The sequence below is a fragment of the Simiduia curdlanivorans genome, assembly GCF_030409605.1.
Taxonomy (GTDB): domain Bacteria; phylum Pseudomonadota; class Gammaproteobacteria; order Pseudomonadales; family Cellvibrionaceae; genus Simiduia; species Simiduia curdlanivorans.
The window spans coordinates 632,602-645,893 of the sequence record NZ_JAUFQG010000006.1 but is presented as its reverse complement, the minus strand read 5'-3'; the positions used below and the strand labels follow the sequence as shown (position 1 = coordinate 645,893).

Below are 13,292 nucleotides of genomic sequence, written 5' to 3'. Positions count from 1 at the left end.
TATTTACATTGTGACCATATCAGGTCAGACTGATTAAATAGGATGAATGTAAGGGGGAGGTTGCGTTGGATCGTGAAATAAAATCAGTCGTTATTGTCGGCGGCGGCACGGCGGGTTGGATGGCCGCCGCGAGCTTGGCGCATTATCTTCGTGGTAAACCCATTAGCATCAGTTTAATTGAGTCGTCCGCTATCGGCACTGTGGGGGTTGGTGAGGCGACGTTGCCCGGCCTTCGAAATTTTAACGCAAGTCTTGGTATCGATGAACTCGAGTTTATTCGCGCCACCCAAGCGACGTTTAAGCTGGGTATCGAATTTAAAGACTGGTACCAAATTGGCGACAGCTTTATGCACCCCTTTTCGGGCGCGGGTGTCAGCCTAGCGGGTGTTGCCTTTCATCATCACTATCACCGCGTTAAGCAGCTGGGCTTGAACCCCGGCGCTTACGAGGATTACTGTTTTTCAGCGCAAATGGCCAAGCAAAATCGCTTTGCCCAACCGCAGGTGCCAGCGCTTAACCCGCTGGCCGACTATAAATACGCATTTCATTTCGATGCCATTGCCTATGCCGATTTTTTAAAGCAGCGCGCAACATCGCAAGGCGTTTGCGCCATTGATGCCAAAGTACTTGAGGTTGGGTTAAATAGCGACAATGGCTTTATTGAGCAGCTGACTCTCGATTCTGGCGCTCAAATAAGCGGCGATTTTTTTATCGACTGCAGCGGTTTTCGCGGCCTGTTAATAGAACAGGCATTGCACACGGGTTACGAGGATTGGTCCCATTGGTTACCGGTAGATTCTGCCGTTGCCGTGGCGAGCAGTGCCGACCCATCGCCAGGGCCCTACACCTGCACCACCGCTCGTACCGGCGGCTGGCAGTGGCGCATACCCTTGCAGCGTCGCGTCGGTAATGGCTATGTGTATAGCAGCCAGTGGTTAACTGATGACCAAGCCCGCGAAGATTTACTATCAAACTTAGACGGCTCAGCAATCTCCACACCTAAAACATTAAAGTTTACCACCGGAAGACGCAGAAAATTTTGGCATAAAAACTGTGTTGCCTTGGGCTTGGCGTCGGGCTTTCTCGAACCGCTTGAGAGCACCAGCATTGCATTAATTCAAACGGGGTTGAGTCGTCTGTTGCAATTCTTCCCCATCACTGGCGTAAGACCTGATGAGGTGAACGAAGCCAACCGTTTGTTTGCCATTGAAATGGAGCGCATCCGCGACTTTTTAATTTTGCATTATCATGCCAGCAAGCGGGATGATGGCGAGATATGGCGCTATTGCCGCGCCATGTCGATTCCAGAAACGCTGCAGAATAAAATCGCCTTATTTAAAAGCCGTGGCCATCTGATTAATTTTGAACTGGAATCTTTTGATAATAATAGTTGGTTAGCGATGTACAACGGCTTTCATATAGAACCTGCCCTGTATGATTTAGCGGCAGATCAGTTTGATACAGCTTTACTCGATAATCAATTGAGAGGGATGCGCGAGAGCATTCAGCAGGGTGTGTCTGGAGCGATGAGCCATGCGAGCTTTATTGCGAAGCATTGTGCCGCAAGTTGAAGCTTGTCGCCGTGACAAGTTATTAGCCCAGTGGGCTCTTACAGAACTGAGCAATAAAGTCGTCGTGCGTTGGAATGCTTTGCACGCCGGTTTGTAATTGTTGACGGGCTGCCTGCAGGGCGTTTTGTAGTTGGTGGCTCGGTAGTTGATTTGTGAATGGGTGATAGCTAGTGGGCGCGATACCCATGCCGTGTAAGACCGCAAGCCAATTGTCTTTCTTAAATAATTCGTCCTTCTCTGGCGGTAGCTGGCCACGCGCTTTAAAGAGCGCGATCCTCGCTTGGAGGCTATCGGGGAGTTGCATCGACCTGCAGTACTGCCAAAACTCGGTGTCATCTCGTTCTGTTAGGCAGTAATGCAATATTAGAAAGTCACGTATTTCCTCATAATCTTGCAGCAAGCGGCGATTGTACTCAGCGGCAAGGCTCTCGCACTGCTCATCGCTTAGCGTGAGATCGGGTAAAAGCTCTAGTAGAAATTGAACGCCGCGAGTGACGAGATGAATGGCTGTTGACTCTAGCGGCTCAAGAAAGCCTCCCGAGAGCCCTAAGGCTATACAGTTTTTTTTCCACGAGGCGCGCCGCATACCAGTTGTGAATTTAATCACTCGGGGGTCGTGTAATGGTTTGCCTATTAGTTGTGTCTGTAGCGTTGCAATCGCCTCGTCGTCATCACAAAAGCGATCGCAATAAACATAACCATTGCCCATGCGATGCTGTAAGGGAATGCGCCAGATCCAGCCGGCCTCTCTTGCGCTAGCGGTAGTGTAGGGTGGGGTGCTTCCCGTGTGCTCAGACTGTAAGGCAATGGCGCTGTTACAGGGTAAGTATTCAGACCAATCTTGGAAGGGGGACGCTAATGCTTGGTCAATGAGTAGACCGCGAAAGCCGGTGCAATCAATAAAGAAGTCAGCGTTAACTCGCTGGCCGTTGTCTAGTAAGAGTTCAGTAATCTTTCCCGTGCTGTCGGTTATGACTTGTGCTACCTGCGCGTCTATACGATTAACGCCTTTAGCTTCGGCATAGTGTCTCAATTCTTTTGCTACTAAGCCGGCATCGAAATGGAGCGCGTAATTTGCTGTTTCAAACCCTGATTGTGCCGGCATTTTGAAGGGTGGGAAAAAGCGATGTTGTGCAGCCATAATTTTTGCGGGTGAGTAGTCAAGCAAATCACCTGCATCGCCTTCATGTGACGCTTTTAGCCAGCAGTGGTAGAAATCATTGCCGTTTAGGCTTCGCCCTAGGCTACCGAATGGGTGGAAGTAGTGTTCGCCTAACTTAGACCAGTCTCTAAATTCTATGCCTAGTTTAAATGTACCGGAAACCTTTGCGATGAATTCTTGTTCGTTTATGCCGAGATTGCGTATAAATGTCATGAAAGGGGGAATCACCGCCTCGCCAACACCTACGGTTGAAATATTAGAGGATTCAATTAAGGTAATTCGAATACCCGTGCCGTTGAATTGATGGGTCAGCGCGCTTGCTGCAATCCAACCTGCTGTGCCGCCACCGACGATAACCCAATGTGGCTGTGTCATGTTGGGTTTGCCTCGTTCAGGTAACCTAAAAACTCGATATGGCTAGGTGTTTGATCTACGGCTTGTTTAAGGCCTTGTTCCATACTGTTGAACATGGCAATAAGCTGGTCATCATCAATTTTGTCCGCGGCTGGATCATAGTGGCTAGGTAGAAATCCAAAGCCAGTGTAAAGCGCAACCCAGCTGGGATTCTGAAATATTTCCCAGCGGTATTTTAGAAGGTGGCCTCGGGCTTTAAATAGCGCCATTTTTTTCGTCAGTGTTTCAGGCGTTTTGAGGTGCCGGCAATCGTCCCAAAAAAACTCTCCGTGGCGCTGATTGAGGCTGTAATGCAGTTGTATGAAGTCTCGAACCCGCTCGTATTCTAGTCGAGTCATTTCATTGAATTCATCGGCAAGTATTGGGTCGCACGCTTTAGTGGGGAAGAGCAGCTTTATCTTTTCTATCCCGGTTTCGATGAGCGCGATGCTAGTGCTTTCAAGCGGCTCCAAAAAACCGGCACTTAAGCCTAGGCAAATACAATTCTTATGCCATGCGAGCTTTCGGCGGCCAGGGGTGAAATGGATAATTCGGGGGTCCTGTATGGGTTTGGCACCTGCATGGTCTAACAGAGTTTGTGTCGCTTGGTCATCAGAGATATATCGGCTGGCAAAAACATGGCCGTTACCTTGTCGCGTTTGCAATGGAATCTTCCATTGCCATCCAGCGCTATGTGCCTTTGCTTGAGTGTAGCTGGGCGGTGCCTTAGGTGTAGACAGCTCGGTTTGAACCACAACGGCTCGGTCACACAATAGTTGATCTTGCCAAGAATCAAACTCAACGCCTAAAGACTCTTGAATTAAGAGGCCTTTAAAACCTGTGCAATCAATAAATAAATCGCCGCTAATTTCTTGCTCGTTATCGAGCTGCAGGGATTGGATGAAGCCGGTATTAGGGTTGCGCAAGGTTTTGACAATGCGTGCGTCAATGGCGGTTACGCCCATCTCTAACGCCTTCTTTTTAAGTAGTTGCGCAAATGCAGTGGCATCCAGATGTAGCGCCCAATCGAACACACCCAAGGAATTACTGGGCTTGACTGCGGGTAGCGTAAACTTTCCGGCGCGGGCCAGCTTAACTGGCAGTGAAAAATTGCCGATGTTCTCGGCTTTGCCACGTTGATGTAATTTCAGCCAATAATGGTGAAACGGTATTTGATTAAAATCTTGACCAAAGCGACCAAAGGGATGGATAAAACTATGACCCTCAGTTTTCCAGTCGTCGAAGGCAATGCCGAGTTTGCAGGTGGCTTGTGTGGCTTGTATTACCTCGCCATCGCTTAAGCCGAGTTGGCGATAGAAGCGTCTAATGGTGGGTATTGTCGCTTCTCCTACACCTATCGTGCCTATCGCAGAAGATTCAATTAGTATAATTTTTAGTGGCGTATTTTGAAAATGTTTGGCGAGCGATGCTGCAGCCATCCAGCCTGCTGTGCCGCCCCCGGCAATGATTAATGTTTCTATCGCTTCACTGTTCATAAGTATGGTCTTTATTTTCTTCTATCTTGCCCGGTAACCCCGCTAAAAAAAAGGCCGCCGGAAACCTCCCAGCGGCCTTTTAGATTTTACATCATCAAATTATCAGAAGCGCGCGCGTAAACCTAAGGTATAGCGCGGTTCGTAATAGTTTTGGTAAGCGTACTGGTCTTCCCATTGCACGTAGTAGTCTTCGTATTCGCCGGTGATATTCGAGCCGTTAAAGTAAACGGTGAATTCCTCAGTGATATCGTAGCTAGCCGATAGATCGACGAAGCCGACAGCCTTTTGGTACACGCCAGCGGTGCGTTTTTCGTCAACGGTATCAAAGACACCCCAAGTCTCATGCAAGCGGTCAGAGCGGTAATTGTAGGCGATACGGGCCTGGAAACCGTAGTTTTCGTACCACAGCGCCAAGTTGTATTGATCCTCGCTGTTTTCCGGGAATGCTAACTTATCGCCATTGACGTCGCGCCTTTCTTGCGTAGACGGCGAGTAGGTGTAGTTGGCATCGAGACCGAAACCGCTGATAAAGCCATCGGTAAAGTCAGACATGGCTAGCTTGCCGCCGATTTCGATGCCTTTTACTTCACCGCCTTCGCCCTGCACAGGGCTAGACACGTTAATGGTGCGGGTTGCGCCAGACGTTAAGATGAAATCTTCCTCAACGGTACCGTCAGCAACAAAGCTTTCCACTTCCACCAAGAAAGCGCCGATAGCGGCCATTGATGCATCGCCGAAGTACCACTCCGCAGACAGATCATAGTTATCTGAGCGCCATGGATTTAGCGCTGGGTTACCGCCGTCGGACACAGCGTTGACTTCAAACTGTCCGGTGGTTGCGTCTAGCGAGGTTTGTACGGTACGGCCATCGCCCCAAGACGCTAGATCTAGCGGTGTCATGTTTTTAGCGTAGGCTGCACGTATTTTTATGTCATCCGTTACGGCGAAAGCTAAGTTCAGGCTTGGGAGCACGTCGCGGTAGGAGCGCTTGGTGACTTTGTCGCCGTCATCGGGGTTGGTGTTGCCGTAGGGAATGGGCGTTGGACCGACGACGTTTTGGACCACGGTTAGTTCGGTTTCAATAACCCGAACACCTAGGTTGCCGCTCATGATGCCCGATTCAAAGTTGCCCTGAACGTAAAAGCTATCTTCTTGTAAATCTACTGCGTAAGACGTGCCGGGAATAATCATGCGCTGGGTAGAGCCGAATACGCGGTTATGGAAGGCCTCTGGGTCATCGTAATCGGAAGGGTTAACTGCCCACACACCAGGGATGCCCTTCACCGGGCCAAAGTCAGTAATAAAGCTGACATTGTTGTGGGCGTCGAGGGCCGTTGGCGGCAGCGCGGTGTAGCCAACGAAATCGCCGTTGACCATTTCACCTGCCGTACAGCCGTCTGAATTGCCTAAGGCAACGTCAGTTGCTTTCCACTGTACGCCGCAACCTTCTTCTAGCGTGTTGCCGTTAATGTCGTTGTAGCCGGCATAAAAGGGCGAAAATAGGTGGAAACGGGTTTCTTCCACTGAGCGCAGCGAACTACGCAAGCCAACATCGACGCTGGTGATAAACATGCCTTCTTCGAGCGCGTAGTTACCGTCCATGCGGAAGGCTTTGAAGTCACCGGTGCTATCGGCGTTGTTCTCAGAGGAGAAGGCGCCGATGTTGTAGCTGTCCAAATTAGTCATGTAGTCGCGGATGGTTGCACCAGCGCCTAGGCCGCCTGCGACTTGGTTGTCAAAACCGCCCCAAACTGAATGCGCGCCTCTTGTATCAAGGGTTAGCTGCGGGTTGTCGGTGTAGCCCAATGGGTTCGGGGGCACATAGCAACCACCGTCGTCACCCACCGGCGTGGCACTACCGCACAGCTCCGCTGGGTAGAAGGGATCGATGCCTGTTGAGGTGCCATCCGTGAGGTCACCTTCGTTATAGCCGTGACGACGTTTTTTGCTGGCATCGCCCTGAGCGTAACGCACAGAGCCTGTAAGTTTACCGCCGTTGTCATAGTCTAATTGCAGGTTGACGTTAGTAGAGTCGGTCAGGTAACTGTCGTTCTGAGAAAAGGATTTAAGACGTTTTGGATTCATATCCCATTGATTGACAGTCATCCAGTGTTGGCCGTTGTCGAGCACGCCCAAATCGCGACCATCCACGTCGTTAAACCACTCTAAGCCCTGCCATTTATTGGTAACGCTCATACCTACTTTGCGGTTGTACTCATCCTGCTGGGTGTAGAAGTAATCAGCAGTGAATTGGAATCCTTCGCCTAAATCAGCTTGGAAAGAGGCATTCAGGCCTGCGCGCTCGCGCTCGGTGACTTGGTTCCAAGCGGCAAAGCCTTGCGGAGATAGGTAGTTAACTGGGTTGCTGCCACCCCAAGCGTTAACACCGTTGACCCAGCTGGCGTCGCCTTCAGGGTTGCCGGTGTTAAAGCCGTTGTAGTAGTTGGCCAGATTGGTGTTGGCGTAGGAGCCGGAAACCATGACGCCAACGGTATCGTTTTTCCAGTTTACCAGTCCGCTGGCAACGGGATCTGATTCTTGCGTTTCTTCGCCTTGCTGAATTTCGGCGCTGGCAGCAAGGGTAAAGCCGTCATCGAATTCGAAGGGGCGGCGAGTTTTCAGGTTGATAGTACCGGTGATTCCGGCGTTGGTTAGGTTGGCCGAAGAGGTTTTGTAAACGTCGGCACCTTTAAATAACTGAGAGGGCAAGTCTCCGTAAGAGGGCTGAACGGTGGTAATTGAGCCAGGGCTCATAAAGGCTTCACCGTTCAGTTGGCTACCCACCTGGGGCATGCCTCGGACAATGAGGCTAGAGCCTTCACCGGCAGAGCGACGAATAGAGACACCTGGAATGCGCTGCAGGCTATCGGTAATAGTAACGTCAGGTAATTTGCCAATGTCTTCCGCGGAGATACCGTCAACCACTTGGGCGGCGTCGCGCTTTAAGCTGACCGAGTCTTCTTGTGCCTTGCGGATGCCGGTTACAGTAACTTCTTCAATGCCCTCCTGGGCAATGGCAAAGCCGGCGCTACCGGACATCACGATCGCAGTGATACTGGTGGCTAATAATGTTTTTTGATACCTCGAATGAAACTTGCTCATCTGTTCCCCTTGATCTAGGAAATAATTATTTTTTTTGGTGAGTAGGGTAATACAGCTTTCCAACTCTCTGTCCCTGCGTGCGAGATCCGACGGCAACGATGTTGCGTTGAATCTCGCTTTGTATCAGTTCAGAACCACTTCACGCCGGTATGCGACGGAGGATAGCAAGTGGATCTAGGCAAACCATATTACAATTACAGCTTATGTTCAATATGAATATAAGTGGTTGGCCAATGTGTGTTTTGTCAAGCTCATCCTACTTATGAATATTTTTTAGGATTCTGTATCTATGGAATAGGCTAAAAATAGGTAAAATTTATCCTATCAATCTATTTTCTAGTCATTATGACTATAAAAAATAATGTGAGTTAATTTTCTCCATCTACCTATTAACCGGTAAGGAGCGGGTTAGCTCCCACGTCGGGGGTTTGAGCTTAGCGTTAGTTTGCATCATTCTGGCCGGTGTCACGGACTCTTGTGCCTTAGGGGCGTTCGTTTGCCTTGGGCATAGAGCGGGCTGGGTGAGTGGGTAAGCGGTAGATTACCTCAGGCTATTCAAGCATTCTGCGAAATACTTGGGCCTTTGAAGCGTTAGGTATAAATGCGAAAGGTACATGTACATAGTGCGGTGGGTTTACACGCCAACAGCGCGTTGGCGTGTAGATCGATCTCAGTGGTTTAGTTCCCAGCTGATATTGTCCAACTGAAGGTGCACGCCTTCCTGCTCTGCCCAGGTCGGCAGCAGGGCAAAAGGAGTGTTGACCTTGGTTAGGTCTAAACCACCAGCGACTAAATCACTGATCGGCACTTGCACGGTTTCCCAGCCGTGCATGCCGGGTTGGCCGATATTGATGTCGCCGGAAGAGCAGGGGTGAACGCAATCGGCTTTGATATTTAGGGCTGTCGCCGCGGCATAGTCGATGACATTGATGTCGAATTGTAAAAAACCTGTTGCGGCAAAGGCGCTCATGTCTTGAAGGGTATCTGTTTGAATAAACACCAGTCCGTTTCGATCTGCACCGGTAAAAGCGACGTCAATAACCGTGCCGCGCGCGCCGTCTGCGGCATCCACTAGCTCAACCACCAGATGGGGGCTAGCTTCCTGCCAGATCAAGATACCGAGGTTCCAGAGGCTATTTACTGCATCATCAAAAATGCTCACGGTGTCGGTAATCTCGCCGCTGGTGCTATTGGCGCGTGGCGCAAGGTTGCAATTTGCCAAACAGGTCAAGCGCAGATTGTTGATTTGAATTTGCGCCGGGCCAGACGCCTCGATGACGAAGGGATTTACCACTGCGCCAAAATTCACTTGGCCGGCTTCAACGCTATTAGCTTGCAATTGATTCAAGGGCACGGAAATACTTGTCCATTGGTTGTGCGGCAACGCTTGCAAGGTGTACTCAGATAGGTGCGGCCAACCACTGTCGACCTTGACCCTAAGTTCGGTGTTAGGTTCGGCGCTGAGGACTTTAATATCAAACTTGAGCTCGCCGTATTGCGCCATGTTGACGAGCTGTAGGCCGGTTTCCGTGTCGGCGATTGGGCTTGCGTTAGCGCGTATAAAACTATTGCCCGCACCATAAAAGGTGGTTTGCCACAGGCTATTGTCGCCATCGCTAAGGGTTTCTGTCACAACATTGCCATCCACCGCCGACCAGCTAGCTAAATCGAGACTCTGCTCTACGGTGCCGGTATTGGTTGTTAGCGCAAGTGTTTGCAAACCATTTTGATACAAGGTGAAGCTGTTTTGTGCAGGCCTAGTTGCACCTATCGCTTCAATGTTGGCGTCAATATTAGTGCCGCAGCCACTGCCATCGGCGCTGATAACGCCCTCGGGCGCGCATTGATAAACGCGCACGTAATCAATACTCAATGTTTGCGGAAACTGAGTGTTGGCGTTGGGGTTTCCGGGCCAGTTTCCGCCAACGGCGAGATTTAGTATTAAGTGAAATTGTTCATCAAAGGGGGCGCCCTGGGTACCGTAACTGTAACCTTCAGTTTGGTCTTGCCAATAGTAGGTAAACCAGCCAGTGCTTGAGTCTGTTGCTGGGCGTTGGGTAGCGTAATGTTCGCCGTCTAGGTACCAGCGTATTTCATTCTGTTCCCATTCCACGGCATAAATATGTTGGCCTTCCCACACATTGCCTTGCACCGTTTTTGCGGCACCTGTGTAAGTATTTTCGGGCCAAAATTTTCCGTAGTGAAGTGTGCCGTGAATATCGTTTGGGCTAGATCCTGTATTGGAGTTGACTGCCTCCATAATGTCGATTTCACCACTGGCCGGCCAACCGCCGTATTTCCACTCCGTGGGCAACATCCAGATAGCGGGCCAAATGCCCTGACCCTGTGGCAATTTGGCACTTATCTCCATGCGCCCGTAGCGCCAGTCGCCTTTGGCTTTAGTGCGCAGCCGCGCTGAGGTGTAATTGCGGGTGGCGCTAGTATCGAGTGGATCGTAATCCGGTGCATCGTCATTTTGACTCTGACCGCTAAAGCTCTCTTGCCGAGCTACAATGTTTAATAGTCCATCGGCAACAAAACTATTTTGTTCGCGGTCTGTGTAACACTGCAATTCATTGTTGCCGCCACCGGTACAGTTTTTTTCGTGGCTCCACTTGCTACTATCAATAGCTACGCCATCAAATTCATCGCTCCAAACCAACTGCCAGTTTTCACTCACTGGTGGCGTTGGCGTTGGCGTTGGTGTGGGTGTGGGTGTGGGCGATACAGCCGTATCGCCCCCGCCCGACGAACCACCACAGGCACTCAAACCTAAACTCAAAACTAGCGGCACTAGATAGTGTTTCATGACTTTCCCCTACTTTGCTTATTATTAATTATTTTATTTCGAGCCAACGTTTATTCATTAACCTTTATCATTGCTATTGTTTTTCACAAACCTCATCTCCTACCTCGAGACGCATGTTATAGAGCGTCAGCTTGGCTTTTCCATCTGCGCTGAGTGCAAAGGGGGCGGTGATTTTATCCAGTGAAGTTCCAAGACAGGCGAGCGGAATACTGACTTCTTGCCAATCTTTTGTTGCGCTCTGTGCGTAATCGTTTAGCGCAACGGTTGAACAGCCATTTGCACAATCGAGACCGAGTGCAACCGGCGCTGGGGTTTGCCATTGTAAATCGAATACCAGGCGGCCCTTATTAAAGCGACTTAAATCCACCGCTTCATTGCTTTCGAAGGCCACTCTGGTTTGGCCCTTCCACTGCACCTGAATGGCATCTTCCTGGACAAAGCGATCCAAGGTTTTTAGTGTTACCTTAGGGGTTTCCAAGCTGGCACCGTTCAAATCTGTGCGTGTGCCTTGGTCGATAACGCGTAGAGTCCAAGGGCTAAAGGTGCGTTGTTGAAAAATGGCTTGCTGATTGGATGCGCTCGAGGATAGATCACCGGGCTGCACATGGAGCGGGTAGACAGTGGTGTCTACCTCGCCATTGGTTAAGCCGTAGTAAAGCGGGAACTGCGGATCGTAATTTTCGGTATTGATATTTTGCGCAATTTGATCGGCATGCTTAGGCCAAGAAAAGCTTAGCTTGCCAGTAAAGGGGAAGCGCAGGCTGCCATCGGCGTTGGTAAATAATACGTCGCTGATACCGCCAGCTTCAGTGCCAGGCTGCCAAATAACAGCAAAGGCATCGCTCGCATTTAAATAGGCATTGGTTGCCAGTGGTCGACCGGTGATGAACAGGGCAACAACGGGAATACCTTCGGCTTGTAGCGATTGCAGTAGCGCCAAATCCGTTTCAGAGCGAAAGCCTAAATCGCCAATATCGCCTTGCATTTCGGCGTAGGGGTCTTCACCGAACACCACAATGGCGACATCGGGTTTGCTTGTGTATTGGCCTTCTTCGCTTAGCATTACATCGCCGCCGGCGGGCGTAACAGCGGATACAATAGCTTGGTAAATAGACGTCGCACCGGGGAAATCGGTATTGGCGTTGCCAGTGCCTTGCCAGCTGATCGTCCAGCCACCGGTTTGCTTGCCGATATTGTTGGCGCCATTGCCGGCAAGCAATATTTTTTGGTTGGGTTTTAAGGGCAGTAGTTGATTGGTATTTTTTAGCAGCACGACTGATTCGCGCACGGCTTGACGGGCGATGGCGCGGTGCTCTTGATGGCCAATTAACGTTGTATCGCCGGCGAGGGGATAACTAGACGGCGTGCCCTTGTCGAACAAACCGGCGCGTAACTTAACCCGCAAAATACGGCGTACGGCATCGTCTAGCCGCGCTTGGCTAATCCGTTCGGCTTTCACATCCAGAACCGTGTTGGTAAAAAGTTCGCGCCAGTTGGCGTCGGGCGCCATGAACATATCAACGCCGGCATTGATGGCGGCTGGGCAGTGGGTGTCGGTACAGCCGGGAATAAACGCATGACCAGCCCAGTCGCCGACGACAAAGCCGTCGAAGCTGAGTTTATTTTTTAGAATGTCGGTGAGTAAATAACGATGGCCGTGCAACTTGTCGCCATTCCAGCTGCTGAAGGACGCCATCACCACTTGTACATCGGCGTCGAGCGCGGCGAAATAACCTTGTGCATGTATGTTGATGAGTTCGGCTTCGCTAATGTTCGCGTCGCCTCTGTCGATGCCTTTTTGGGTGCCGCCATCGCCAATAAAATGTTTGGCGGTGGCAATAACTTTACCCTTGCCTAGAAAATTGTCGCTGCCTTTTTTTCCTTGTAATCCTGTGACCATGGCGCCGGCATATTTTTTCACCAGCGCCGGATCTTCACTATAGGATTCGTAGGTGCGGCCCCAGCGGTCGTCTCTGGCCACGGCAATGGTGGGCGCGAAACTCCAGCTGATGCCGGTAGCGGCCATTTCCCGTGCCGTAGCGGCGCCAATGGCTTCAATGAGTTGCGGGTTATGCGCCGCACCTAAGGCAATGTTGTGGGGAAATAAGGTTGCGCCAATTACATTGTTGTGGCCGTGAACCGCGTCTGTGCCCCACATGGCGGGAATTTTTGTTGGCGCATTAATGTCCATCGAGCCTTGATAGAAACCGTCGGCCAGCGTTAACCAGTCTTGCAAGCTGGCGTGTTTGTTCTGTTGTGGAAAGGAGCCTCCGCCGTTGAGCACCGAACCCAAAAAATAATCCCGCGTATCGTCTGGCGATACATGTCGAATTTCGGGCTGAATGATCTGGCCAACCTTTTGTTCCAGCGTCATGGTGTTTAGCAACCCAGTAATTTTTCCTTCCAGCGCGGCATTCAAGGGCGCTTTAGGTCTGGTTGGCCATAGCGAGGCATCAAAGTTGTTTTGGCTGGTCATTTTCTCTGGCGCTTCAGCTGAGTGGGTTGATACGGAATTGTCGCAACTCAATAGCAATAAACAGGACAAGGTGAGTGGGGCAAATTTTATCGTCATAGGAGCGCTCGCTAGTGTGTGACCTTGTTTGGCTAGTGGGGCCAGATTCTGCTGTGGTTAAAAGGGGGCTGCATCAGTTAATTCGTAATAAAGGGGCGAAGTACTACCCAGCAATGTAAGCGCTTACATGATCTTGGATGATAGTTCTATTGTCAAGCCGAATTAGGGCGGCTGATTTAGCCCTTGC

General features: G+C 50.5%; 6 protein-coding genes. 1 reads left to right on the top strand and 5 read right to left on the bottom strand.

Features of this window, described 5'->3' with window-relative positions; all coding sequences use genetic code 11:
• Window positions 1–65: 65 nt before the first annotated feature.
• Window positions 66–1,571 carry a tryptophan halogenase family protein gene (locus QWY82_RS16640; protein ID WP_290264644.1) on the top strand — a complete coding sequence of 502 codons (1,506 nt, stop codon included), beginning with the start codon at window positions 66–68 and terminating at the stop codon, window positions 1,569–1,571.
• Between the two features lie 22 nt (window positions 1,572–1,593).
• Here the strand turns inward: QWY82_RS16640 and QWY82_RS16635 are convergent, their stop codons facing one another.
• The 5 genes from QWY82_RS16635 to QWY82_RS16615 all read right to left on the bottom strand — a co-directional run bounded on the left by QWY82_RS16635 (window position 1,594) and on the right by QWY82_RS16615 (window position 13,105).
• Window positions 1,594–3,108, bottom strand: a complete 1,515-nt coding sequence (locus QWY82_RS16635; protein ID WP_290264642.1) for a tryptophan halogenase family protein — start codon at window positions 3,106–3,108, stop codon at window positions 1,594–1,596.
• A complete protein-coding gene (locus QWY82_RS16630) occupies window positions 3,105–4,622 on the bottom strand; it encodes a tryptophan halogenase family protein (RefSeq protein ID WP_290264640.1) in 1,518 nt (505 codons plus the stop codon). Before QWY82_RS16630 ends, QWY82_RS16635 begins: the two co-directional genes overlap by 4 nt.
• Window positions 4,623–4,724: 102 nt before the next feature.
• Complete coding sequence (locus tag QWY82_RS16625; RefSeq protein WP_290264638.1) at window positions 4,725–7,724, bottom strand: TonB-dependent receptor; 3,000 nt, start codon at window positions 7,722–7,724, stop codon at window positions 4,725–4,727.
• Between the two features lie 670 nt (window positions 7,725–8,394).
• Entirely contained in the window at window positions 8,395–10,533 is a 2,139-nt protein-coding gene (locus QWY82_RS16620; RefSeq protein ID WP_290264636.1) for a glycoside hydrolase family 16 protein, read from the bottom strand.
• 73 nt (window positions 10,534–10,606) lie between these two features.
• On the bottom strand, window positions 10,607–13,105 hold the full coding sequence (locus tag QWY82_RS16615) for a glycoside hydrolase family 3 protein (RefSeq protein WP_290264633.1): 2,499 nt from the start codon (window positions 13,103–13,105) through the stop codon (window positions 10,607–10,609).
• Window positions 13,106–13,292: the final 187 nt, after the last annotated feature.

Coding starts and splice junctions, on each gene's coding strand:
- QWY82_RS16635 (WP_290264642.1), bottom strand. CDS start 3,108: ATGACACAGCCACATTGGGTTATCGTCGGTGGCGGCACAGCAGGTTGG.
- QWY82_RS16630 (WP_290264640.1), bottom strand. CDS start 4,622: ATGAACAGTGAAGCGATAGAAACATTAATCATTGCCGGGGGCGGCACA.
- QWY82_RS16625 (WP_290264638.1), bottom strand. CDS start 7,724: ATGAGCAAGTTTCATTCGAGGTATCAAAAAACATTATTAGCCACCAGT.
- QWY82_RS16620 (WP_290264636.1), bottom strand. CDS start 10,533: ATGAAACACTATCTAGTGCCGCTAGTTTTGAGTTTAGGTTTGAGTGCC.
- QWY82_RS16615 (WP_290264633.1), bottom strand. CDS start 13,105: ATGACGATAAAATTTGCCCCACTCACCTTGTCCTGTTTATTGCTATTG.